The sequence below is a fragment of the Aeromonas sp. s8 genome, assembly GCF_040907785.1.
Taxonomy (GTDB): domain Bacteria; phylum Pseudomonadota; class Gammaproteobacteria; order Enterobacterales; family Aeromonadaceae; genus Aeromonas; species Aeromonas veronii.
On sequence record NZ_JBFOCL010000012.1, the window covers coordinates 102,349 to 126,782 of the forward strand.

General features: G+C 59.3%; 22 protein-coding genes. 8 read left to right on the forward strand and 14 right to left on the reverse strand.

The annotated features are described in order from the left end of the window. Positions 1-172 precede the first annotated feature (172 nt). Positions 173-1,789, forward strand: a complete 1,617-nt coding sequence (locus AB5Y86_RS03265; RefSeq protein ID WP_368192130.1) for a phosphoethanolamine transferase — start codon at positions 173-175, stop codon at positions 1,787-1,789. A 71-nt stretch (positions 1,790-1,860) separates the two neighbouring features. Here AB5Y86_RS03265 and AB5Y86_RS03270 read toward each other — a convergent pair whose 3' ends face one another. The 3 genes from AB5Y86_RS03270 to nagB are packed head-to-tail and all read right to left on the reverse strand — an operon-like array spanning position 1,861 to position 5,035. Further along, positions 1,861-3,075 carry an ROK family protein gene (locus AB5Y86_RS03270; protein WP_005334312.1) on the reverse strand — a complete coding sequence of 405 codons (1,215 nt, stop codon included), beginning with the start codon at positions 3,073-3,075 and terminating at the stop codon, positions 1,861-1,863. Between the two features lie 4 nt (positions 3,076-3,079). After that, the gene (nagA, locus tag AB5Y86_RS03275; protein WP_216977396.1) at positions 3,080-4,225 is read right to left on the reverse strand and encodes an N-acetylglucosamine-6-phosphate deacetylase; all 1,146 of its coding nucleotides are present in this window, start codon (positions 4,223-4,225) and stop codon (positions 3,080-3,082) included. A gap of 9 nt (positions 4,226-4,234) precedes the next feature. Continuing rightward, positions 4,235-5,035 (reverse strand): glucosamine-6-phosphate deaminase, encoded by an 801-nt coding sequence (nagB, locus tag AB5Y86_RS03280; RefSeq protein ID WP_005334308.1) that lies wholly within the window; start codon positions 5,033-5,035, stop codon positions 4,235-4,237. Positions 5,036-5,308: 273 nt separating this feature from the next. Here nagB and nagE point away from each other — a divergent pair, with 273 nt between their 5' ends. The 3 genes from nagE to glnS all read left to right on the forward strand — a co-directional run bounded on the left by nagE (position 5,309) and on the right by glnS (position 11,589). Then, positions 5,309-6,787, forward strand: coding sequence for an N-acetylglucosamine-specific PTS transporter subunit IIBC (gene nagE, locus AB5Y86_RS03285; protein WP_368192131.1), 1,479 nt, complete (start codon positions 5,309-5,311; stop codon positions 6,785-6,787). A gap of 121 nt (positions 6,788-6,908) precedes the next feature. Continuing rightward, a complete protein-coding gene (locus AB5Y86_RS03290; protein WP_201903730.1) occupies positions 6,909-9,572 on the forward strand; it encodes a beta-N-acetylhexosaminidase in 2,664 nt (887 codons plus the stop codon). 355 nt (positions 9,573-9,927) lie between these two features. Then, positions 9,928-11,589 (forward strand): glutamine--tRNA ligase, encoded by a 1,662-nt coding sequence (gene glnS, locus AB5Y86_RS03295; RefSeq protein WP_005334302.1) that lies wholly within the window; start codon positions 9,928-9,930, stop codon positions 11,587-11,589. 116 nt (positions 11,590-11,705) lie between these two features. Here the strand turns inward: glnS and fur are convergent, their stop codons facing one another. Further along, the gene (fur, locus tag AB5Y86_RS03300; RefSeq protein WP_005334301.1) at positions 11,706-12,134 is read right to left on the reverse strand and encodes a ferric iron uptake transcriptional regulator; all 429 of its coding nucleotides are present in this window, start codon (positions 12,132-12,134) and stop codon (positions 11,706-11,708) included. Between the two features lie 242 nt (positions 12,135-12,376). Here fur and AB5Y86_RS03305 point away from each other — a divergent pair, with 242 nt between their 5' ends. After that, positions 12,377-12,850, forward strand: a complete 474-nt coding sequence (locus AB5Y86_RS03305; RefSeq protein WP_005334300.1) for a DUF4442 domain-containing protein — start codon at positions 12,377-12,379, stop codon at positions 12,848-12,850. 90 nt (positions 12,851-12,940) lie between these two features. Here the strand turns inward: AB5Y86_RS03305 and fldA are convergent, their stop codons facing one another. Genes fldA through AB5Y86_RS03325 form a run of 4 tightly spaced genes read right to left on the reverse strand, consistent with a single transcriptional unit; the run spans position 12,941 to position 14,881 of the window. Then, complete coding sequence (gene fldA, locus AB5Y86_RS03310; RefSeq protein ID WP_005334298.1) at positions 12,941-13,465, reverse strand: flavodoxin FldA; 525 nt, start codon at positions 13,463-13,465, stop codon at positions 12,941-12,943. 39 nt (positions 13,466-13,504) lie between these two features. Beyond that, positions 13,505-13,801 carry a LexA regulated protein gene (gene ybfE, locus AB5Y86_RS03315; RefSeq protein ID WP_005334297.1) on the reverse strand — a complete coding sequence of 99 codons (297 nt, stop codon included), beginning with the start codon at positions 13,799-13,801 and terminating at the stop codon, positions 13,505-13,507. A 20-nt stretch (positions 13,802-13,821) separates the two neighbouring features. Continuing rightward, on the reverse strand, positions 13,822-14,043 hold the full coding sequence (locus AB5Y86_RS03320; protein ID WP_005334296.1) for a DUF2788 domain-containing protein: 222 nt from the start codon (positions 14,041-14,043) through the stop codon (positions 13,822-13,824). Positions 14,044-14,098: 55 nt separating this feature from the next. Then, complete coding sequence (locus AB5Y86_RS03325; RefSeq protein ID WP_368192132.1) at positions 14,099-14,881, reverse strand: alpha/beta fold hydrolase; 783 nt, start codon at positions 14,879-14,881, stop codon at positions 14,099-14,101. Positions 14,882-15,155: 274 nt separating this feature from the next. Here AB5Y86_RS03325 and seqA point away from each other — a divergent pair, with 274 nt between their 5' ends. Together seqA and pgm are read left to right on the forward strand one after the other, a co-directional pair. Then, positions 15,156-15,665 carry a replication initiation negative regulator SeqA gene (gene seqA / locus AB5Y86_RS03330; protein WP_236268516.1) on the forward strand — a complete coding sequence of 170 codons (510 nt, stop codon included), beginning with the start codon at positions 15,156-15,158 and terminating at the stop codon, positions 15,663-15,665. 58 nt (positions 15,666-15,723) lie between these two features. Beyond that, entirely contained in the window at positions 15,724-17,388 is a 1,665-nt protein-coding gene (gene pgm, locus AB5Y86_RS03335; RefSeq protein WP_368192133.1) for a phosphoglucomutase (alpha-D-glucose-1,6-bisphosphate-dependent), read from the forward strand. Positions 17,389-17,474: 86 nt separating this feature from the next. Here the strand turns inward: pgm and AB5Y86_RS03340 are convergent, their stop codons facing one another. Continuing rightward, the gene (locus AB5Y86_RS03340) at positions 17,475-18,356 is read right to left on the reverse strand and encodes a DMT family transporter (RefSeq protein WP_368192134.1); all 882 of its coding nucleotides are present in this window, start codon (positions 18,354-18,356) and stop codon (positions 17,475-17,477) included. A 95-nt stretch (positions 18,357-18,451) separates the two neighbouring features. Here AB5Y86_RS03340 and AB5Y86_RS03345 point away from each other — a divergent pair, with 95 nt between their 5' ends. Then, the gene (locus tag AB5Y86_RS03345; RefSeq protein ID WP_005334289.1) at positions 18,452-18,934 is read left to right on the forward strand and encodes a MarR family winged helix-turn-helix transcriptional regulator; all 483 of its coding nucleotides are present in this window, start codon (positions 18,452-18,454) and stop codon (positions 18,932-18,934) included. Between the two features lie 48 nt (positions 18,935-18,982). Here AB5Y86_RS03345 and mltB read toward each other — a convergent pair whose 3' ends face one another. The 5 genes from mltB to AB5Y86_RS03370 all read right to left on the reverse strand — a co-directional run bounded on the left by mltB (position 18,983) and on the right by AB5Y86_RS03370 (position 24,420). Beyond that, a complete protein-coding gene (mltB, locus tag AB5Y86_RS03350) occupies positions 18,983-20,074 on the reverse strand; it encodes a lytic murein transglycosylase B (RefSeq protein ID WP_368192135.1) in 1,092 nt (363 codons plus the stop codon). A 132-nt stretch (positions 20,075-20,206) separates the two neighbouring features. Then, entirely contained in the window at positions 20,207-20,821 is a 615-nt protein-coding gene (locus tag AB5Y86_RS03355) for a CDP-alcohol phosphatidyltransferase family protein (protein WP_368192136.1), read from the reverse strand. A 16-nt stretch (positions 20,822-20,837) separates the two neighbouring features. Then, entirely contained in the window at positions 20,838-21,488 is a 651-nt protein-coding gene (locus AB5Y86_RS03360) for an ATP-binding cassette domain-containing protein (protein ID WP_368192137.1), read from the reverse strand. A gap of 23 nt (positions 21,489-21,511) precedes the next feature. After that, positions 21,512-23,146: an ABC transporter permease gene (locus AB5Y86_RS03365; RefSeq protein ID WP_368192138.1), complete on the reverse strand. Its 1,635-nt coding sequence runs from the start codon at positions 23,144-23,146 to the stop codon at positions 21,512-21,514. Positions 23,147-23,223: 77 nt separating this feature from the next. Beyond that, complete coding sequence (locus tag AB5Y86_RS03370; protein WP_368192139.1) at positions 23,224-24,420, reverse strand: ABC transporter substrate-binding protein; 1,197 nt, start codon at positions 24,418-24,420, stop codon at positions 23,224-23,226. Positions 24,421-24,434: the final 14 nt, after the last annotated feature.

Below are 24,434 nucleotides of genomic sequence, written 5' to 3' on the forward strand. Positions count from 1 at the left end.
ACAACTAAAAATCCATTTCGGGGCTGCGGAGTACCCCGTGCTGTGATGGGGCGCACGAGCGCCGTGCTTCTCCTCTTAATTCGCGCTTAAGTTTTACTTCCTACGCTGGCCCCGTCGTTTTTGTTGGCTTGGCCGGCCCGCTGCACTGCAGGCCGGTATGTAGGAGTTGTTTATGCGTGTAACTCTCGGTGTACTGCAGACCAATCTGTTGCTGGTGTTCTTTTTCGCCCTGGTACTGAACTGGCCAGTCTTTTTGCATTTCTATACGGTGCTCAGCGCCCTGACCCATGTCAAAGCCGGATTTGCCATCTCGATCCCGCTGGTGCTGATCGCGGCGCTCAATGCCGTGTTTATTCCCTTCACGTTCCGGTTTGTGCTCAAGCCCTTTTTTACCGTGCTTATTCTGACTGGCTCCATCGTCAGCTACGCCATGCTCAAATACGGCGTCATCTTTGATGCAGGCATGATCCAGAACATAGTGGAGACCAACAGTGGTGAGGCGGGGGCCTATTTGAATGGCTCGGTTGCGCTCTGGTTTCTGCTGACCGGGCTGCTGCCTGTTCTGGTGCTCTGGTCACTGCGGATCCGCTATCCGGCCCGCTGGTATCAGGGGGTGGCGTTGCGGGCTGGTGCACTGGCTATCTCTCTGCTGTTTATCGGGGGCGTCGCGGCACTTTACTATCAGGATTACGCCTCGGTCGGGCGCAACAACAAGTCTCTGGCCAAAGAGATTGTGCCTGCCAACTATGTGCACGGCCTCTACAAATATGGGCGGGATGTGCTGTTTGCCACGCCGATCCCTTACCAGCAGTTGGGGACCGATGCCAGGGTGGTGGCCCGGGGAAGCAAGCCGACTTTGATGTTCCTGGTGGTGGGGGAGACGGCGCGCAGCCAGAACTACTCCCTTAACGGGTATGGCAAGGCGACCAACAGCTTTACGGCAAAAGAGCAGGGGGTGGTGTCGTTCAAAGATGTGCGCTCCTGCGGCACGGCCACCGCCGTCTCGGTGCCCTGCATGTTCTCCAACCTCACGCGCCGTGGTTACGATGACCAGCTCGCCAGCTCCCGTGACGGCCTGCTCGATGTGCTGCAACATGCCGGAGTCTCGGTATTGTGGAAAGAGAACGATGGCGGCTGCAAAGGGGTGTGTCGCAATGTGCCGACCATCGAGATCCTTCCCAAATCCTATCCTGCGCTCTGTCAGGGGGAGTCTTGTTATGACGAGGTGCTGCTGGAGGGGCTGGATCAGCAGATTGCCGGCATGAAGGGCAACAAGCTGGTGGCTTTTCACCTGATGGGCAGCCATGGCCCGACCTATTTCCGCCGTTACCCTGCCAGCGAGCGCGTCTTTATGCCGGACTGCCCGCGTAGCGACATCGAAAACTGCAGCAACGAAGAGCTGGTCAACACCTATGACAACACCATCCGCTACACCGACAAGGTGGTGGGGCTGCTGATCGACAAGCTCAAGTCGCTGGAGAGCCAGTACGATGTGGGACTGGTCTATCTCTCCGATCACGGCGAATCCCTGGGGGCCATGGGACTCTATCTGCACGGTACGCCATACAAGTTCGCGCCGGATGATCAGACCCGGGTGCCGCTGCTGACCTGGTTCTCGCCTCAGTTGCAGGCCGATCGCCAGCTGGATATGGGTTGCCTGGCGGCGGAGGCGAGCAGCCAGCGCTTCTCCCATGACAACCTCTTTCACTCCATGCTGGGGATCATGGATGTGCAGACCCGTGTTTACGACAACAAGCTGGATCTGTTCAAGCCATGTCGGGCGGGCTAAACCGCCAGCAAGCACACAATAGAAAACGGCAGCCACTGGCTGCCGTTTTGTTATCTCGCAAGATCAGCGTCTTACTTCTGCTCCATGATGATCTGCAGCAGATCTCCCTCCAGCAGGGCGCGCTTGACCAGTGCAAAGCCGCCATAGGTCGGCTGGTTCTGGAAGCGGGCTTTCACGATGGGCAGGCCACGGTGGAAGCTCGGAAGTGATTGATGCTCGACACAGCGACGGATGGCCGGGAAGAGGATCTCTTCGGCGGCGGTGATTTCGCCGGCGATCAGCACCTTCTGCGGGTTGAACAGGTTGACCGTAATCGCTACCGCTCGTCCCAGATGCTCACCCACGTTCTCGATCACGCTGCGGGCCAGTTCATCGCCCGCCAGCGCCGCCTTGCACACTTCCTGAATGGTGATGTGCTTCTCTTGCAGCGCGCTCTGGTGACCGCGGCTGATGAGCTCCTTCACCTTGTCGATGATCGCTTCGTTGGAGGCGATGGTCTCGAGGCAGCCGAAGTTGCCACAGTGACAGCGCTTGCCGAGTGGCTCGACCTGGATATGGCCGATCTCGCCGACGTTGCGGTTCTGACCGAGGAACACCTGCCCCTTGGTGATGATCCCCGAGCCCGTCCCCTGGTGGACACTCACCAGAATGGAGTCCATGCAGTCGCGGGACTCACCGAAGAAGTGTTCGGCCAGCGCCAGCGAGCGGGTGTCGTTGCCCACGTAGCAGGGGAGGTTGAAGTGGTTCTCAAGCAGCTTCGCCAACCCCAGATTACGGATCTGGTACTTGGGGGTGTAGATGACCATGCCGGATTCCGGGTTGACCAGACCCGGCATGGTCAGCGCGATGCTGATGAGGTTGCGACAACGTTCGCGGTTGGCATCGATAAAGGCGCCAATCTCTCGCAGCAGCATGTCGACCACGGGTTGCTGGTCGATCTCGGTCACCTGAATGACGTGCTGGTCGAGCTCCTTGCCATCGAGGTCATAGAGACTCAGTTGCAGGTAGCCGCGGCCCAGCTTGGCAGAGACAAACTGAAAGCGATGTTTGATGGTGGTCAGGGAGATGGCACGCCGCCCGCCGGTTGAGGCTTGCGGAGAGGTCTCCTTGATCAGGCCATGCTCGATCAGTTGCCGGGTTATTTTGGTCACGCTGGCCGGGGCCAGCTGACTCAACTCGGCAATCTTGACCCGGGAGATGGGGCCTTGCAGGTCGATGAGCCGATATACGGCTGCACTGTTGACCTGCTTGATAAGATCTACGTTTGCTATTTGTCCGCCAGTCATGATGTCACTGTTGTGTGTAGTGTCCGTTAACCACGGTCCCACGGACCGTGAAGTCCTGATCGAAGACAGTGAGGTTGGCTACTTTACCGACCTGGATACTACCGAGACGTGAGTCCCATCCAATGGCGCGAGCGGGGTAGAGGCTGGCCATTCTCAGTGCTTCATCGAGCGGTAATCCGACCTGCTTGACCAGATTTTCCACCCCCTCAATCATGGTGAGGGAGGAACCGCCGAGTGTACCATTCTCGTCGACACACTGACCATCGCGTAAAAAGACGGTGGTGCCACAAAAATCAAATTTCTCAAAGCCTTCCGGCGCACCGGCTGCTGCGGTGGCATCGGTGACCAGCACCAGTCGCTCCCCCAGCGCCTTGTGAGCCAGACGCACGTTGGCCCAGTGCACATGGTGGCCATCGACGATGATGCCCGCGTAGACATCCTTGCGATCGTAGATGGCGCCCACGACGCCCGGCTCGCGACCGTTGAGGGTCGGAGTCATGGCGTTGTAGAGGTGGGTCGCAAAGCGAATACCGTTATCGAACCCGGCCATGGCCTGATCGTAACTGGCGGCAGTGTGACCGGCCGAGACCAGAATGCCCGCTTCCACCAGACGGCGGATATGGGCCGGCTCGTTGCGCTCCGGAGCAAGGGTGATCTTGGTGATGGCATCCGCGTTGGCGCAGAAGAAGTCGATCATCTCGTCCGCTGGCTGGCGAATTTGCGCGGCAGGGTGGATCCCCTTGCGCTTGAGGTTGGTGTAAGGCCCTTCCAGATGGACGCCCAGCACCTCGTTGGGGTGTGCAGCCATGTAATCGCGGGTCACCGCAACGGCCTGCTTCATGTCCGCATCCGGACTGGTGATCAGGGTCGGAAGGAAGCTGGTGGTACCGGATTTGAGGTTGGCCGCCTGCATGGTTGCCAGGGTCTCGACCGTGATCTCGGTGTTGAACATCACCCCGCCACAGCCGTTGAGCTGCACATCGATAAAACCGGCGGTCAGGTTGGCGCCTTTGAGGTCAATCTGCTTGATGCCCGCAGGCAATTCGGCCAGGTGAGAGATGGCGACAATCTTGTCGCCCTCGATAAGCACCCCGTAACCGGTCAGCACGCAGCTGCCGGTGTAGAGGGTGCAGTTGGTCAATGCGTACATGACGACTCCTTACAGACGGCCGATGTTGGCGGCTTCCAGCTGCTGGAAGTAGCGAACGGTCTTGACCTTGAGCTCCATAGTGGAGGGCTCGTCGCACACCATCATTCCCTTCGGATGCAGTTGCAGGGTGGAGATGGTCCACATGTGGTTGACGCTGCCTTCCACGGCGGCCTGCAGGGCCAGTGCCTTGCCGTGACCGGTGACCAAGATCATGATCTCTTCCGCATCCATCAGGGTGCCGACACCCACGGTCAGGGCCAGCTTGGGCACCTGCTCCATGTCGCCACCGAAGAAGCGGGAGTTGGCGATGCGGGTGTCTTCGGTCAGGGTCTTGACCCGGGTGCGGGAGGAGAGGGAAGAAGCCGGCTCGTTGAATGCGATGTGGCCGTCGTTACCCACGCCACCCATGAACAGGTGGATCTTGCCGTAGGACTTGATTTTGTCTTCGTAGCGCTTGCACTCGGCCACCAGATCCTCGGCATTGCCGTTGAGGATGTTGATGTTCTCGGGACGAATGTCGATGTGGCTGAAGAAGTTGTTGTGCATGAAGCTGTGGTAGCTCTCCGGGTGATCTTCCGGCAGGCCGACGTACTCGTCCATGTTGAAGGTGACCACGTTCTGGAAGCTCACTTCACCGGCTTTGTGCAACTCGATCAGGCGCTTGTAGGTGTTGAGCGGGGTGCCACCGGTGGGCAGGCCCAGTACGAAAGGGCGATCGCTGGTCGGCTTGAACGCGTTGATGCGGTCAACGATGTAACGAGCAGACCACAGGCCTACTTGGCTGGCAGATTTCAACGGGATCAGGCGCATATGGGATACCTCTGTGTCGGGTTGCGACCGGTTTGGCGGTGGCAATTGGCTAAGACGGATTCAAGTTGTTTTATAGCGTAAATAAAGATTGCGAACTAAGCCACATCTATCCACCACCTTTATCTTGTTTGGGTGATAACGATCACGATTATCGGTTTATTAATTTGCGCAGCGAAATAAAAGCCCTAGACTGCCAATCAAGCCTTGATGGCTTATGCGTCAAACGTGATAAGCACTTAATTTCTAGAAAAACATTAACTAAGGAGAGGAACCGTGAACATTCTCGGTTATTTGCAAAAGATCGGCCGTGCCCTGATGGTGCCGGTAGCGGTATTGCCTGCCGCAGCGATCCTGATGGGGGTTGGCTACTGGATTGACCCGAATGGTTGGGGTGGTGACAGTGCGCTGGCTGCCTTCCTGATTAAAGCGGGCGCAGCCATTATCGATAACATGTCCGTACTGTTCGCAGTCGGTGTCGCTTACGGTATGTCCAAGGATAAAGACGGTTCTGCTGCCCTGGCAGGTCTGGTCGGCTTCCTGGTCGTTACCACCCTGCTGAGCCCGGGCGCTGTGGCCCAGATCAAGAGCATCCCGGTGGAGCAGGTTCCTGCCGCGTTTGCCAAGATCAGCAACCAGTTCGTGGGTATCCTGTGTGGTGTTATCGCCGCTGAGCTGTACAACCGCTTCAGCAGCGTCGAGCTGCACAAGGCACTCTCCTTCTTCTCCGGTCGTCGTCTGGTACCGATCGTAACCTCCGTCGTGATGATCGTCGTATCCTTCATCCTGATGGCCGTATGGCCGGCAATCTACGGTGGTCTGGTCTCCTTCGGTGAGTCCATCGTGAGCCTGGGCTCTACCGGTGCCGGTATCTACGCCTTCTTCAACCGTCTGCTGATCCCGATCGGTCTGCACCACGCCCTGAACTCCGTGTTCTGGTTCAACGTGGCCGGTATCAACGACATCCCGAACTTCCTGGGTGGTCAGGCTACCATCGATGCCGCTCTGGCCGCTGGCAAGAGCCTGGAGCAGGTGAAAGGCGTGGTCGGTATGTACCAGGCTGGCTTCTTCCCCATCATGATGTTCGGTCTGCCGGGTGCTGCGCTGGCCATCTACCACTCCGCCAAGAAAGAGAACAAAGAGAAAGTTGCCTCTATCATGATCGCAGCTGCCTTTGCTTCCTTCTTCACCGGTGTAACCGAGCCGCTCGAGTTCTCCTTCATGTTCGTGGCGCCGGTACTGTATGTCATCCACGCCGTACTGACCGGTATCTCCGTGTTCATCGCTGCCTCCATGCAGTGGATGGCCGGTTTCGGTTTCAGTGCCGGTCTGGTGGATATGGTGCTCTCCAGCCGTAACCCGCTGGCGACCAACTGGTACATGCTGATCCCTCAGGGTCTGGTCTTCTTCGGCCTCTACTACACCGTGTTCCGCGTAGTGATTGCCAAGCTGAACCTGAAAACCCCGGGTTGTGAAGATGACGAAGATACTGCTCCGGCTGCCGCTCAATCTACCAACCGTACCGAGCTGGCCAAGCAATACCTGGAAGTGCTGGGTGGTCAAGAGAACCTGGTCTCCATCGATGCCTGCATCACCCGTCTGCGTCTGACTCTGAAAGACCGCAGCATCGTCGATGAGCGCAAGCTGAAAGCCCTGGGTGCGGCCGGTGTGGTCAAACTCGGTGAGCAGAACCTGCAGGTGATTCTGGGCCCATTGGCCGAAATCATCGCCGGTGAGATGAAAGCCCTGCGTTAATCGAGCGACTCGCTCACCTCAAGTCTAAGTCCATTGTTGACATAACTAAGGGCCCCGCTCAGGGGCCCCATATAAAAAAGCCAAGAAAATCCAACCTTTACTTCAAATGAGAGCAGCAGTTATGAACTTGAAACATTCTCTGTTAGCCATTGCCATGTCTACCGTTTTTGTCAGCCAGGTCCAGGCAGCCGATGCCGCCAAGCAGGCCGTGGTCGACTCCCTCGCCAACAACCTGGTGGTCAAGTATGAAGTGGTCACCAACGATGGTGCCGGTGCCGGCCTCGATTGCCAGGCACTCGGTTCCGAGTGGGCGAGCTGTGGCGTTGCCAAGCTGCACCTGACCAATACCGGTGCGGACGTCACCTCCAAAGACTGGAGCATCTACGTCTCCTCCATCCGTCGTATCCAGCGTGTGGATAACGACCAGTTCACCATCACTCACCTGACCGGCGATCTCTATCGTTTGACGCCAACCGAGAAGTTCCAGGGCTTTGCCAAGGATGCCACGGTCGAAGTGCCGCTGGTGGTGGAATACTGGGTACTGTTCGAATCTGACATCATGCCGAACTGGTATGTCGCCAGCGAAGGTGCCGAGCCGAAAGTACTGGCCAGCATGAGCAACATCAATGATGCCAGCACCTACGAGAAGCCGATGCCGGCTGATGGCTGGAAGCGCACCAAGGATGACAAGAACATCCTGATGAATAGCGAGACCCGTTTCGCGGCCAACCAGACCAGCACCCTGCTGCCGGCTGGCAAGATTGACAACCAGATCCTGCCGACCCCGATGAAGCAGGTAGTCAAAGCTGGTCCGCAAATCGACTTCTCTACCATCAAGCTCAATGCCCTGGACTTGCCGAGCGATCGCGCCGATGCCCTGAAGGCTCAACTGACCAAGCTGGGTGTTACCCTCTCCGACACCGGCTACCCGGTGACCATCAAGCTCGGCAGCAAGCTCAAGCAGGCTGAAGGCTATGACATGACCATCGGTCAGAAGGGCACCGTAATCCAGGGTCGCGACATCGACGGGGCATTCTGGGGGGCACAATCCCTGATCTCCCTGCTGGGTGTTGATGACAAGCTGGTGAGCCCGATGACCGTCGAGGATGCGCCGCGCTTTGAATACCGTGGCATGCAGACCGACGTGGCCCGCCACTTCCGCAGTCTGGATACCATGAAGAAGCTGGTTGACCAGATGTCTGCCATGAAGCTCAACGTGCTGCACCTTGGCCTGACCAACGATGAAGGCTGGCGTCTGGAGATCCCGGGTCTGCCGGAGCTGACCCAGGTCGGTAGCCAGCGTTGCCACGACGAGTCCGAAACCAAGTGCCTGATGCCGCAACTGGGTTCCGGCCCGACCAGCGACAACCAGGGTTCCGGTTTCTACAGCAAGTCTGACTACGTGGATCTGGTGCGTTATGCCAAGGCCCGCGGTGTGACCGTGATCCCCGAGATCAACATGCCGGCTCACGCCCGTGCTGCCGTGGTCTCCATGGAAGCGCGCTACAAGCGTCTGATGGCGGAAGGCAAAGAAGCGGAAGCCAACCAGTTCCGTCTGACTGATCCGGCTGACACCTCCAACGTCACCTCGGTCCAGTTCTACGACAAGATGTCCTTCATCAACCCTTGCCAGCCGGGTGCTGCCACCTTCGTGGCCAAGGTAATGGATGAAGTTGCCCAGATGCACCAGGCCGCCGGTCAGCCGCTGACCGCATGGCACTACGGTGGTGATGAGGCGAAGAACATCATGCAGGGCGGTGGCTATCAGGATCCGGCCGTCACCAAGAAAGAAGAGCTGGTCGCCTGGAAAGGTAACGTCGACTCCAGCAAGCAGGACAAACCGTTTGGCAAGTCCCCGATGTGCCAGAAGATGATCGATGAAGGCAAGATCAAGGAAGTGGGCGAGCTGCCGGTTTACTTCGCCAAGGAAGTGGGCCAGATGGTCAAAGACCGCGGCTTCTCTACCCTGCAGGCGTGGGAAGATGGTCTGAAGTACGCCAGCGGTGCCAAGGACTTCGCAACCGACAACACCCGTGTCAACTTCTGGGAAACCCTCTACTGGGGTGGCTTCAACGAAGCGATGAAGTGGGCGCACAAGGGTTACCAAGTGGTGCTGTCCAACCCGGATTACCTCTACTTCGACTTCCCGAACGAAGTACACCCGGCCGAGCGTGGCTACTACTGGGCTACCCGTTTCAACGACACTCGCAAGGTGTTTGCCTTCGCCCCGGAAAACCTGCCACAGAACGCCGAGACCTCGGTTGACCGCGACGGCAACGCCTTCGTGGCCAAGGGTGACCAGGATCCGGTCAAGTTCAAGGGGATCTCCGGTCAGCAGTGGAGTGAAACCGTGCGTACCGATGCTCAGTACGAGTACATGGTCTACCCGCGTATCTTCTCCGTGGCCGAGCGTGCCTGGCACAAAGGTGGCTTCGAGCTGAACTATGTGAAGGGTCGTGAGTTCTCCGGCGAGACCAAGTTCGTCAACAAGGCCACCCTCAACAAAGAGTGGAACCAGTTTGCCAACGTACTGGGTCAGCGCGTGCTGCCGAAACTGGATCAGGCCGGTGTTGAATACCGCCTCTCCGTACCGGGTGCCAAGGTAGTGAACGGTGTGCTGGAAGCGAACGTGGATCTGCCGGGTCTGCCCATCCAGTACAGCCTGGACGGTACCAACTGGAGTGCCTATGACGCCGCGGCCAAGCCGAGCGTGAATGGCAAGGTCTACCTGCGTACCACCAGCTTCGATGGCAAGCGCACCAGCCGTGTCACAGAACTGAACTGATAGCTGTCAACCGTTAACATGAGGTGGGTCGCAAGACCCGCCTTTCCCAAGGGCGATGGCGCATCGGGTTTGGGAAAGGTTGACTGTGCGTGTGAGCCTTTGTTGTGTGTAATTGTCTGTTTTGTGTTTTTCATCACTTTCAGCCCCGCCTAGTGCGGGGCTTTTTTATGCATTTAGTGTGCAATGTGCCAAGCCACGCCGTTTTTAGCGGTGCAATGGCTGGGAAATGGCCCAGAAGTGCCAAATTCAGGTTGAGACAGCGCCCGTAATAAGGGATCATACCCGGCTTGACGGCGGGGGGATGAGGGTGCCAGCCGGCACAACTTCCGCCAGTGACGCTTTTTTGAGGTGAGCCATGAGTCAGGCGAACAGCCCAACTAACTTTATTCGTCAGATCATTGATGAAGATCTGGCCAGCGGTAAGCACAGCAGCGTGCATACCCGCTTTCCGCCCGAGCCGAACGGTTATCTCCATATCGGCCACGCCAAATCCATCTGCCTGAACTTCGGTATCGCCCGCGACTATCAGGGCCAGTGCAACCTGCGTTTCGATGACACCAACCCGGTGAAGGAAGATATCGAGTACGTAGAGTCCATCAAGCAGGACGTACAGTGGCTCGGCTTCCAGTGGAATGGCGAGATCTGCTACTCCTCCGACTATTTCGACAAGCTGCACGGCTACGCCATCGAGCTGATTGAAAAGGGTCTGGCCTATGTGGACGAGCTGACGCCCGAGCAGATGCGCGAGTACCGTGGCACCCTGACTGAAGCTGGCAAGAACAGCCCGTTCCGCGATCGCAGTGTGGAAGAGAACCTGGCGCTGTTTGCCAAGATGAAGAACGGCGAGTTTGCCGAAGGCACCGCCTGCCTGCGCGCCAAGATCGACATGGCATCCCCCTTCATGGTGATGCGCGATCCGGTTATCTACCGCATCAAGTTTGCCCACCACCACCAGACCGGTGACAAGTGGTGCATCTACCCGATGTACGACTTCACCCACTGCATCTCGGACGCGCTGGAAGGGATCACCCACTCCATCTGCACCCTGGAGTTCCAGGACAACCGTCGTCTGTACGACTGGGTGCTGGACAACATCACCATCGACTGCCATCCGCGTCAGTACGAGTTCTCTCGTCTGAACCTCGAATACACCGTCATGTCCAAGCGCAAGCTGAACCTGCTGGTGACCGAGAAGCACGTCGATGGTTGGGATGACCCGCGCATGCTGACTGTCTCCGGTCTGCGTCGTCGTGGTTACACCCCGGCTTCCATCCGCGAGTTCTGCAAGCGCATCGGCGTCACCAAGCAGGACAATATCGTCGAGATGAGCATGCTGGAAGCCTGCATCCGCGAAGACCTCAACGAGCATGCACCGCGCGCCATGGCCGTGCTGCATCCGGTGAAAGTGGTCATCGAGAACCTGGCTGCCGACGAAGTGCTGACTGCCCCGGCCCACCCGAGCAATGCCGAGATGGGTACCCGGGAGCTGAACTTTACCCGCGAAATCTTCATCGACGAAGCGGACTTCAAAGAAGAGGCGAACAAGCAGTTCAAGCGTCTGGTGCTGGGCAAGGAAGTGCGTCTGCGCAATGCCTATGTGATCAAGGCCGAGCGCATCGAGAAAGATGCGGATGGCAAAGTCACCTGCATCTACTGCTCATACGATCCCGAGACTCTGGGCAAGGATCCGGCCGATGGCCGCAAGGTGAAAGGGGTGATCCACTGGGTCAGCGCCACTCACTCCCTGCCAGCGGAAGTACGTCTCTACGATCGTCTGTTCAAGGTGCCGAACCCGGGCGCCGAGGATGACTTCGAAGCCGCGTTGAACCCGGAATCCCTGGTGATCATCGAGGGGGCCCGTGTCGAGGCGTCGCTCAAAAACGCCAAGCCGGAGCAGGCTTACCAGTTCGAGCGTGAAGGTTACTTCTGCGCCGACAACAAGCTCTCCAGCCCGGAGCATCTGGTGTTCAACCGCACCGTTGCCCTGCGTGACTCCTGGGGCAAGGTAGAAGGCTAACTCAGTAGGGCAGGGGAAACCCTGCCCTGTGTGCTGCCAGCGGCCTGCGCCGGACAATAAAAAAGCCAGCATCAGCTGGCTTTTTTATTGTCCGTTATCTGTAAGTCGCGGCTGACTTATTCGTCGTGCTTGCACTCACCGGTAGCACAATGACCGTAGAGGTAGAGGCTGTGGTTGGTGAGACGGATATTGAATTTCTTGGCGATCTCGCGCTGACGCTGTTCGATCACTTCGTCGGAGAACTCGATCACCTTGCCGCAGTCGAGGCAAACCAGGTGGTCGTGGTGCTCCTGAGTGGCCAGCTCGAATACCGACTTGCCACCTTCGAAGTGGTGACGGGTAACGATACCGGCATCATCAAACTGGTTGAGAACGCGATAGACGGTAGCGAGACCAATCTCTTCACCCAGGTCGATCAGTCGTTTATAGAGATCTTCGGCGCTGGTGTGCTGGCAGTCCGGCTGTTGCAGGATTTCCAGGATTTTGACCCGGGGCAAGGTGATCTTGAGCCCGGCCTTTTTTAACGCTTGGTTGTTGTCTGCCATATTCTACTTATTCGCATTCTCGAAGGTGGGGTTATTCTGATGGACTGCCGCAGGAATGGCAACCTTGAACTCGCTTGGCCTGTCATTATAGGTCGTAGCCTCCCTAAAAATAAACCCAGCAATTCAAGGGGTTTAGCCATAAAGGGCCGGTTGGATTGAAATAATCAATCGTGTCGTCCGACTTGCTGGCATGGCAGATGTTGATAAGATGTAACTTTCATATTTCTGGTCGGATGAGATCCATGGATTGGCTTTTTGACAATGCGGCCTGGGTGCGCCGCGCACTCAACGCCTGGCCCCCTTTCTGGGGTGCCGGTATCAAGATAGAGACCCTGAGCGATGACTTTCGCTACTGCCGGGTGACCCTCAAATCCCGCTGGTGGAACAAGAACGCCAACCGCACCCAGTTTGGCGGCAGCATGTTTGCCATGACGGACCCCATCTATCCGCTGATGCTGATGGGCTACTTCAAGAATCGCTACTACGTCTGGGACAAGGCGGGCAGCATCAACTACATCAAGCCGGGCAAGGGCAAGCTGGTGGCCGAGTTCAACCTGACCGAGGGCAAGCTGGCCGAAATCGTGGCGGCGACTGAAGGTGGCAACAAGCACTTCCCCGAATTCGAGGTCACGGTACAGGACAAGAGCGGTGAACTGGTTGCGCAGGTCAAGCGCACCCTCTATGTGCGAGCCAAACCGGAGCACAGAGGTGAATAACAGGGAAGAATAAAGGCAGGCATCGCAACAAGCAGATACAACAAGGGCCCCGTCGGGGCCCTTGTTGTCAGAGAAATGAAGGGAAGCGGATTACTCCAGCTCGCCCAGGCACATCTCTTCGTGCAGCTGCTTGCACCAGCCCTTGACGCGCTCGGCGGTCAGCTCCGGTTGGCGATCTTCATCGATACCCAGACCGACAAAGTGCTTGTCATCGACCAGCGCCTTGGAGGCTTCGAACTCGTAGCCGGCAGTCGGCCAGTGACCGATGATGATGGCGCCTTTGGCTTCGACGATGTCACGCAGCGTGCCCATGGCGTCGAGGAAGTACTCGGAATAGTCTTCCTGATCACCGCAACCGAAGATGGCGACCAGCTTGTTGGTGAAGTCGATTTCGCCCAGATCGGGGAAGAAGTCGTCCCAGTCGGCCTGGGCTTCGCCGTAGTACCAAGTCGGGATGCCGAACATCAGCAGATCAAAGCTCTCGATGTCGGCCTTGCTGCTCTTGGCGATGTCACGGACTTCAATCAGGTTTTTGCCCAGCTCTTTCTGGATCATCTTGGCGACAGCTTCGGTGTTACCGGTATCGCTGCCAAAAAACAGACCTACACTTGCCATAGTGTTTAGTTACCCGTATTTGGTGTTAATGCTCAACGCTCAGACTGCAATGTCCACCGCAAAGGCGGACTCAATCTGTTGTTTCAGGATAGATTGGATCAGCTCGGCTCGGCTGATATTCTGTTGTAACGCAAGTTGGTTCAGGCGCTCCAGCAACTCGGCCTCCACCTTTAACTCTACCCGCTTCAGCCCATTTTCCCGATCGCGCTTAAGCTGGTTACGCTTGTTGATCTTGAGCTGGGTCTCGCGGGGGAGTGGATTGGTCTTTGGCCTGCCGGGGCGCTTCTCATTTGCGAACAGATCCAGTGTTGTTCGATCAGTTTGCTGTTTGGCCATACATCACAGATGAAAATAAGTTAGCCGAGTCCTGAGCCTTCCCAGCCCAGTTCGATCAGCCCCTTGGCGACAAAACCCGCACAACCCAGAAACAGTACCAACCAGACGATAAAACGACCGAAACGGGGCACGTTGCCGCGCTTGAGCACGTCCTGAATGGCCAGGCCAATCAATATGAAAATGGCCACAAAGAATAACTTGAGGCCCAAACTTTCGATCAGGTCGATATGTTCACTTAGCATGGATTGCGCACACTCCTTATGACCGGCGCACTATATCACAAAGGATTTGAAACTGTTAACCGCCTGTCGACAGGAAATCCACAACCAATTTGTTGAACAGAGCCGGTTTTTCCGCATGCAGCCAGTGGCCGGTACCCGCGATGATACGCACCTTTGCCGCCGGGAATTGGGCCAGTGCCGTCTCGCTGTATTGGGGCTGCATATAGTCAGAATCCCCGCCTTTGATAAAGAGCACAGGCCCCTCGAAGCGATGCTCATCCTCTGGCCAGCCCATGATGTTGGCGTAGTTTTGCTCAAGGGCGGGCACATTGAAGCGCCAACCCCAGCCATGCTCGCCTCTGGCGAAGGATTTGAGCAGAAACTGGCGCACCCCGGCGAGCTCGATATGCTGCGCCAGCATGGCTTCCGCTTCACTGCGGTTTTGCGGCGGCGTGCGCAGTGTGGCGTTGAGTCCGGCAAAGACATTCTGGTGGCGGGAGTGGGGATAGGCGACCGGGGCCATGTCGGCCACCACCAGCTTGGTCACCCGCGCGGGCGCCAGCTTGGCGAGCTGCATCGCCACCTTGCCACCCATCGAGTGGCCAATCAGGGTGGCTTCGGCAATATTCAGCCGATCCATCAGGGTCATGATGTCGGCCGCTTGCGCTGGATAGCTCATCTCGCTGCTATGAAAGGAGGCGCCGTGGTTGCGCAGATCGACGCTGATGACCCGGTACTGTTCGCAGAGGGCACGGGCCAGCAGGCCGAGGTTATCGAGGCTGCCAAACAGGCCGTGGATCAGAATGACCGCCGGGCCCTGACCCTGCTCCTTGAAGTTCAATATGCTGTTTTGTTGCAAAATGACACCTTGTCGGTCGTGGGTGCGTATCGCTGTTTTATTTAACGCACTGGAAAGAAAAGGATTTCGTCCAATGGATTGGGATTTTATGTGGTTCTTTTTCTAAAAAATCCCGTCCGGATCGGCTATCAGTGCGGCTGATCACACACTTGGCCCGCTATTATGCCGTATTCTCGATGAGATTCATGTACATCTGCCAGCCCCTTGCTTGGGCTGTCGGGTTTGCCTATGTATAATCGCCGCATCCGAATTTCGACGAGTCCAGCGCATCCCTATGAAAACCATCGAGCTTGATGACGATCTCTACTTCTATATCGCCAGCCAGACCCGGCACATTGGTGAAAGTGCCTCCGATATCCTGCGCCGTCTGCTGGAACAGCCTGCTAACCAAGGTGTGCCGGTTGCCGAGCCCGTTGCCGTCGCGCAGCCCAGTACGGTAGCCACCCGGCAAGGGCTGCAAGCCCTGCTCGATTCCGGTGAGCTGCAAAAAGAAGAGAAGTCCATCAACCGCTTTATGCTGGTGCTGAGTACCCTCTACCGGGATAACCCGGAAGGCTTTACCCAGGCCACCGAAATCAAGGGGCGCAAGCGCGTCTATTTCTCGCAGGATCCCGAGGCTCTGCGTGCCAGTGGCAGCACCACCAAGCCCAAGCCGGTACCGGAGACCCCGTTCTGGGTGATCACCAACACCAACACCAGCCGCAAGCAGAACATGGTGGCCCAGCTGATGGCCAGCATGGGCTATGGCGAAGAGGTGATCGCGCAGGTGTGTGGCGCAATTTAACGATTCTTCAAGACTCAGGCCTTGCCCGGCAAGGCCGCCATTACGCAAGGAAAACGCCATGGCTCAGCATTCCCACGCCGGTCAACCGGCCCGTTTAAGCGACCTGACCAACATCCCCCGTCTGGTCAGCGCCTACTACCTCAACAAGCCGGACATGAGCCGCCCCGAGCAGCGGGTTGCCTTTGGTACCTCCGGCCACCGTGGCAGTGCCTTGCACAGCGCCTTTACTGAATCTCACATTCTGGCGGTGACCCAGGCCCTGGTGGAGTATCGCCAGCAGGCCGGTATCACTGGCCCGCTGTTTGTCGGCATGGATACCCACGCCCTGTCCGAATCCGCCTTTGCCAGCGCCGTCGAAGTGCTGGCGGCCAACGGCGTCGAGACCCGCATTCAGGCTGGTCTCGGTTTTACCCCGACCCCGGTCATCTCTCACGCCATCCTGCGCTACAACTCTGGCAAAGAAGGGGCCAGCAAGCCTGCTGCCCGCGCTGACGGTGTGGTGATCACCCCGTCTCACAACCCGCCGGAAGACGGTGGCTTCAAGTACAACCCGCCCCATGGTGGCCCCGCCGAAGGGGAGATCACCAAGTGGGTGGAGGACCGTGCCAACACCATTCTGGAAGCGGGTCTGGCCGGTGTGAGGCGGATGCCGTTCGCCGAGGCGCTCAAGAGCCCGTTCGTGGTCGAGCACGACTATGTCACCCCTTATGTGGATGATCTGAAGAACGTGCTGGATATGGAGGCCATCAAGAACGCGGGCATCAAGATCGGTGTCGATCCGCTGGGCGGCTCCGGCGTTGCCTACTGGGACGTCATCGCCAAGACCTATGGCCTGAATATCGAGGTGGTGAACTACAAGGTCGACCCGACCTTCTCCTTCATGACCCTGGATAAAGACGGCAAGATCCGGATGGACTGCTCTAGCCCGTTCGCCATGGCGAGCCTGATTGCCCTCAAGGACAAGTTCGACATCGCCCTTGGCAACGACCCTGACTACGACCGTCACGGTATCGTTACCAAGTCGGGCCTGATGAACCCGAACCACTATCTGGCGGTGGCAATCCAGTATCTGTTTACCCATCGCACCGGCTGGTCTGCCGATGCGGCCGTCGGCAAGACGCTGGTCTCCTCTTCCATGATCGACCGGGTTGCCGGCGAGATTGGCCGCACTCTGAAAGAGGTGCCGGTCGGCTTCAAGTGGTTCGTGGATGGCCTCTACAGCGGCGAGTTCGGCTTTGGTGGCGAGGAGAGCGCGGGCGCCTCCTTCCTGCGCAAAGATGGTACCGTCTGGACCACCGACAAGGATGGCTTCATTCTGGCGCTGCTGGCGGCGGAAATTCTGGCGGTGACCGGTAAGGATCCGCAGTCCCACTACGATGCACTGGAAGCCAAGTTTGGTCGCTCCAGCTACCGCCGTATCGACGCCCCGGCCAACAGCGCCCAGAAAGCGGTGCTCTCCAAGCTGGATCCGGCACTGGTAGAAGCCTCAACTCTGGCGGGTGAGCCCATCATCGCCAAGCTGACCAAGGCGCCGGGCAACGATGCCGCCATCGGTGGTCTCAAGGTAGTGACCGAGAACGGCTGGTTCGCGGCGCGCCCTTCCGGCACCGAGTCCATCTACAAGATCTATATGGAGAGCTTCAAGGGCGACGCGCACCTCGACCTTATCCAGCAGGAAGCCCAGCAGATCGTCTCTGCGGCACTGGCCAAGGCTGGAGTATAAGCCACCTTCAAGTCACTGACCGCTGACTAAAAAGAGGAGCCGCAATGGCTCCTCTTGTTTATGCGCGGGTTGAGGTGGTCTGGTGTTTACGCCTCGTTACAGATCCCTGTACTCGCTCGGCGGGCTTGCCAACGTTTGAAAAAGGGGCGTGCTGGCAGCTTCATCAGGAACAGGGAGAGCAGGATCACCCCGATGCCGATCCACTGGCTGACATCCAGGGTTTCACCCACCATCAATACCCCAAGCGACACAGCCATCATGGGATTGGTGATGGCCAGCATGCCCATCACCTCTGGGCCGTGGTGCTTTAATCCCCACAACCAGGCCCAGTAGCCCAGCGCGGTGTTGAGCAGGATCAACCAGAGCAATCCCGGCGCACTGGCCGGATCCGGTAACGGCATTGGGCCAGCTAGCCACCAGGCGAGCGGGATCAGCATCAAGCCCCCAAGCAGCAATTGCCAGGCGGTCAGCGCCAGCAGATCGTTTACCGGCCAGTGGCGCATCCAGCGGCTGGATTGGCCGATCAGCACTGTGGCCAGCATGGCGCATGCAACTCCGACAGGATCCAGATTGGCAGAGGGGTTGAGCAACAGTAATACCCCAGCCAACCCCATCAATCCCAGCAGTAGCCATTTCAGGCTCGGTCGTGTGCCATCTTGCAACCAGGCCAGTAGCATCAGCACCAGCGGCAGGGTGGCACCAAGTGTACCTGCTACTGCCCCCGGCAGCCGGAAGGCCGCCACAAACAGCAAAGCGAAGAAGGCGGCAATGTTGCAAAACGCCAACAGGAACTGCTTGCCCCAGGGCAGAGGCGGCATGCGCGGATGCAACAGTAACAAGAGCAGCCCAGCAGGCAGTGCCCGCCATACGGCAACCCAGTAGGGTGAGTAGTCAGTCAGGTAGAGGCTGACGACAGCATAGGTGCTGCCCCACAGCAGTGGAGCCAGCAAGGCGATCAGCATTGGCATTATTTATCTCTTCATAAAGTATCTTTAAGTGAAGATAAATTAGCGCCAAATTGATTTATCATCAAGTATCTCGATATAAAGATAAGTAGTTGGCGATGGAATCAGATCATGTAGACCTGCTGCTGGCTCAGTGGGCCCGGCAGCGACCGGATCTCGACTGTTCTCCTATGGGGGTGCTGGGTCGGGTAGCCCGGATGGCGGCAATTGCCGGTCGTGAGGTGAGTGAAGAGCTCAAGGAGTGCGGCTTGCTTGGCACGGACTTCGACATTTTGGCGACCCTGCGTCGGTCGGGTGAGCCACTGACGCCGACAGTGCTCTACCAATCGGCCATGTTGAGTTCGGGTGCCATGACGGCCCGGCTCGACAAGCTGGCCGAGCGGGGACTGATAGAGCGGCAAGCGGCGCCCAGCGATCGGCGCAGCCTGCTGGTCTGCCTCACCGAATCGGGCAAAGCGCTTATCGACCGAGCGGTTGAGCTGCACGTGGCCAACGAGCGTCGCCTGTTGGCGCCACTGACCGAAGCGGAGCAGGCTCAGTTAGCGGCACTGCTCAAACGCTGGTTGTTGGAAAACGAATAACAAAAACGGGCCAGCAGGCCCGTTTTTGTTGGCAAATCAGTGCTTGACTCAGTAACCGCCTTTGGCCTTTTTCACCGCCAGCCCCAGCTGCCACACCGCCATGGCGTAGTGGGTGCTGTGGTTGTAGCGGGTGATGGTGTAGAAGTTGGGCAGACCGTACCAGTATTGATAGCCGGTGCCGACATCGAGGCGCAGCAGGCTCGACTCGCTGTGGTTGCCCAGGCTGCTGGTGGGGGTGAGCCCTGCGCGGCGCAGGGTGGCGACCGGGTAGCGGGTCTGGAAGCCGTGCTCGTAGCCGGGCAGTTGGCCCTGACCGCGCACCGCCACCGGTTGGCCTTTCTCCCAGCCATGGGCCTTGAAGTAGTTGGCGACGCTGCCGATGGCATCCACCGGATCCCACAGGTTGGTGTGGCCGTTGCCGTCAAAGTCCACCGCATAGCGCTGGAAGCTGGAGGGCATAAACTGGCCATAGCCCATGGCGCCCGCATAGGAGCCCTTGGGCTCGGTGGGATCCATCCCCTCGTCGCGGGTCATCACCAGGAAGGCTTCCAGCTCGCTGGTGAAGAACTCGGCCCGGCGCGGGTAATCAAACGCCAGGGTGGCCAGTGCATCCAGAATGCGGGTCTTGCCCATCACCCGGCCCCAGCGGGTCTCGACCCCGATAATGCCGACGATGATCTCAGGCGGCACCCCGTAGGTCTGCTCCGCCCGGTTCAGCTCGCTTGCGTATTCACGCCAGAAGTTGACGCCGTTCTGTACGTTGTCCGGGGTGATGAACTTGGCGCGATAGCGGTTCCAGGCGCCGGTCGGGCCGGTGGGCTTGGCGGTAGTCGGCGCCTGGGCATCCATCAGGCGGATGATCCAGTCGTAACGCTCTGCCTGTGCCAGCACTTGATGCAACTGGGCGTTGTCAAAACCGTGCTTCTCGACCATTTTCTGGACGAACCTGTCCACGTTGGGGCGATTGGCGAAGTCCCCCTTGCTAACCCCTTGTGTATAAACGGGTTTGCTGGATGGCGCCTGATTGATAAAGGCGCTCTTGGGCTGGGGGACGACCACGGGGTTTGGCGCGGGGGCGCTGCTGCAGCCACCGAGCAGGGGGAATAATGACAGAGTGAGAAGAGAGGCAAGGCGACGCATAGGGTTCTCAAAGAGACTGATAAAAGTGTCGCAATGGTAAAACATTGTCATCCCCGTGCAAGTGTTCCGTGCGCCTTGTTTGCCGCCAATTCATCGTGCGATGGATTAGCCCTTCTGTGAGGGCTGTGCAGTTTAGGGCTGGGGGGGACGTAGAGTGTGGTAGCCGCTCCAGAGTCGGGTCAGGGTGGTGATGGCGCAGAGCAGGGCAAAGCCGTAGGCGAGCGGGGCGAAGGCGGCGGGCCACAGGCACATCAGCACAAAGAGGGCGATGGTCTCGCTCCCCTCGGTGAGGCCGCCCAGATAGTAGAGGGATTTGTGGTGGTAGACCGGATTGTCGATCCCCCGCTTGCCCGCCATGATGGCAAACGCCAGAAAGCTCGACCCTGTGCCCATAAAGGCAAACAGCAGGGTGGCGGCGGGTAGCGCATTGGCGGGGGCGGCGAGGGCAAAGCCCAGCACCACGGCGGCGTAGAAAATAAAGTCGAGCGTGATGTCGAGAAAGCCGCCGCAATCGGTGATGCCGGTTTCCCGCGCCACGGCGCCATCGAGCCCGTCCAGCAGCCGGTTGAGCAGGATGGCCGCCAGTGCCCACTGATAGCAACCAAAGGACAGCAGCGGCAGCGCCAGCATGCCGATGGCAAATCCGGTGAGGCTCACCTGATTGGCACTGACCCCGGCGCGGCAGAGCGGTTTGGCAAGCTGGGTGAGAGGACTGCGGATCACGGGGATCAGGTGGCGGTCAAACAAGGTGAACACTCCTCGGTTAACAGTGGCATTCGGTGAGGTTGAGTATGGTGCCCGGCGCGTCTTCCGCATCGTGGGTCACCAGAATAGCGGGGATGGCCAGCGCCTTGATCTGCGCGAACACCAGCTCGCGAAAGGCTGCTCGCAGCGGCTTGTCGAGGCGGGAGAAGGGCTCGTCCAGCAGCAGGGCATCGGGTTCGGCCAACAGCGCCCGCAGCAGACTGACCCGCGCCCGCTGACCCCCTGACAGCAGCTGCGGCAGCTTGTCAGCCTGATCCGCCAGCGCGACCTGCGTTAACGCTGTCAGTGCCTTTTCCCGCCGCGCACGTTTTCCCTTGATGGTCGCAGGCATACCGAACATCAGGTTCTCCGCCACCGTCAGATGGTCAAACAGCAGGTCATCCTGAAACAGCATGCCGATGCGCCGCGCTTGCGCAGGCAAGGTGTTGAGTGGCCGCTCGCCGAGCCTTATCTCCCCCTCCAGCCGGATCGGGCCATTTCCTGTCTGCGCGCCGGGCAGTACTCCTGCCAGTCCTGCCAGCAGGGAACTTTTACCGCAACCGCTCGGCCCCATCAGGGTCAATACCTCGCCGGGGGCCACCTGCAGGGTAGGGAGCGAGAGCAGCAGATTTTCATCAAGGTAAAGTCGAAGAGGCGTGGTGCTCAGCATATGGCTGTTTCCATCATGAGAGTTCATCGTGAGCCGCCCCCCTTGAGCGCCGGATTGATCCGCGCCGGCAGCCAGAGTGCCAGCAGATAGATAACGAGCGGCAGCAGCAGTTGCAGCAGGCCGTAGAGCCCCGCCAGCCGCCGGTTGAGGCCGCTGCCGATGGCCACCGCTTCGGTGGTGATGGTGACCACTCTGCCTGCACCAAACAGCAGGGTCGGTAGATACTGGGCCAGACTCACGGCTGCCCCGACACCGAAGGCAAACAGCAGCGGGCGCGCCAGCAGTGGCGCTTTGACCTGCCACCAGGCTCGCCATGGCGTGGCCCCCAGCAGCAGAGCGCTTTGGGTGATCCGAGGATCGAACTGGCGATAGGGGCCGTGCAGGCACAAATAGACATAGGGGAAGACAAACAGCAGCTGGCTCCAGAGCACCCAGCCCCAGCCAATGCCGCTGCTTATCGAGTCATGTGCAAGCCAGTCCAGCCCGAGCCGGATGCCAAACAGCAGGCTCGCCTGTGGCAGCAACAGCGGCAGGCAGATAAGCCAGAGCGGCCAGGGGCGGCGCCCGGCTTGTGCCTCCAGACTCAGCACCGCCATCATCAGTGCCAACAAGCCGCTCACCAGCGCCAGCAGTGCGCTGGTTACCAGCAGTGGCAGCAGGGTTGGCAGCAGATCCAGCCAGTAGTGACTGCTCCACTGACTGGGCCAGAGGGCGGGAAAGGGCCAGCGGCGCGCCATCGACCAGAGCAGCAGCGCCGCCAGCACCGCCAGATTGAGGGTGATCAGAGTGAATGCAGAGCCTGCTGCGAGCCGGTTGGCAAAGAAGTGGGACGCTGCCCGTTTGCCATCGAGCCAGTAGCCTTTGCCCATCTCTTGATGAAGCCACTCCAGTAATCTGAACAGGGCGATCAGCAGCGCCGTGATGGCGAGCAGCAGCAGGGCGCCGCTGGCGGTGGCGCCGCGCCAGAGTAGATCCGGGTCCTGATACCAGAGCCACAACCGCACCGCCAGCGGGGCGGGGGCATCGGGCCCGAGCAGTTGGGCGAGATCCACCACCGCCACACCATAGGCTGCCACCGCATAGATGGGCAGGCGCAGGGCGGGCCAGAGCGCTGGCAGCAGCAGGCGCCACCAGATCTGGGGGGCGCTGAAACCGAGGCTCGCCCCCAGCCACTGCTGGCGTGCCAGCAGGATGGGTTGCTGCGCGGCCATCGCCATCAGCAGCAGAAAGGGGGTCTCCTTGAAAACGAGCAGTGCAATCAACCCGAGCCCCCAAGGGTCGCGAATGGTCTGCCAGTCGGGGGGGAGAGCAAACCCGGTCAGCGCTGGCGAGACGAGGCGCAGCAGCCAGCCGGAGGGGGCGAGCAGAAAGGCAAAGCCGATGGCAAAGGCGACGTGGGGCATGGCCAGCATGGGCGAGAGCAGGCGACGGAGCAAGCCGAAAGCGCGGCTGTTGCTGTGGGCCAGCAGCAGGGCGGTCATCAGCAGGCTGCCGAGGGTTGAGGCGGCGCCAATCCACAGGCTCAGCGCTGCTGAGTGCCACAGGCCAGGCTGGGCCAGCAGCAAGTCAATATGAGAGGCGGTAATCCCTTCCACCAGCAGTTGCCACAGCCCCGCCAGCAATGGGATGACGAAGAGCACCAGATAAATGACCGCCATCCCCGTACTCATACTGGGGTGGCGTGTCAACCGGCGCCATGGTCGGGAGAGGGCAAGTTGGTGACCAGCGGCACTCATCAGTGACCGTAACGCTCGGCCCAGGCCGCTTCCAGCTTGAGCTGCCAGCTGGGGTGAGGCTCGGCTACCGCTTTGAAGCGCAGTGCCGGTTGCCCCTTGGCTGAATCAGGCAGGGCATCGACCCGCAGCACGCTGGGATCACCCCAGAAGGCCGGATTGGCTTTTCGTGCCTGCGCCGCCGGGCTCAGCAGGAAGTTGGCCACCACCTTGGCACCCGCACGGGCACTGGCGTTGAAGGGGATGGCGAGAAAATGGCTGTTGGTGAGTGCCCCTTTCTCCATGGCGACGGCTTCAACACTGGGGGGCAGGGCGCCAATCTGGGCGGCGCTCTGCGCCTCCTGCGGATTGAAGCTGATGGCCATGGCCAGTTCGCCATCATCGAGTAGCTGGCGGGTTTCGGCGGCGCTGGTGGGGAACAGTTTGCCCTTGCGCCAGAGTGCCGGATGCAGCTCATCGAGCCAGGCCCAGAGCGGGGCGGTGATCCTGATGAACTCGGCATCGGTCGCCTCCCGATAGAGGGGGGCGGGGTTTGGCGTCAACTCCAGCAGGATCTGCTTGAGAAAACTGGAGCCATGGAACTGGGGCGGCTTGGGGTAGGTGAAGCGACCGGGATGGGCCTTGGCCCACGCCAGCAGGGCCGCAGCCGAGGTGGGCGCTCTGGCGACCTCTTCGGTGTCGACCATCAGATTGAGCTGGCCGATGCCCCAGGGGGCTTCCAGCCCTTCCACCGGCAGGGTGAAGTCCTCACTCACCGGCAGGCTGCTGTCGACCAGCGCCATGTTGGGCAGCTCGGCGGCAAAGGGAGCGCCGAGCAGCCCCTGCTCCTTGAGCGCCTTGAAGTTCTCGCCGTTGACCCAGAGCAGATCGATGGGGCCGCCAGCTTGTTTGCCCGCCTGCTTGTTGGCCAGCAACTGGCTGACGCTCTGGGCGATGTCATCCACCTTCACCTGCACCAGCTTGACCTGATAGTCGCGCACCAGCTCCTGCCCGGCCCACACCAGATAGGCGTTGATCTCCGGGCTGCCGCCCCAGGCGTTGAAGTAGACGGTCTGCCCCTTCGCCTCCTCAAGGGTACGTTGCCAGTTGTCATCAGGAGTGGCTAACAGCGGGCCGCTGGCCAGCAGTGGCAGGGCGCACAGCAGGGCGTTTAGCCGCTGTTTGAGCTGTGAGTTGAGTTGTGAGAATGGCTTGAGCATAAACGTTTCCCTGA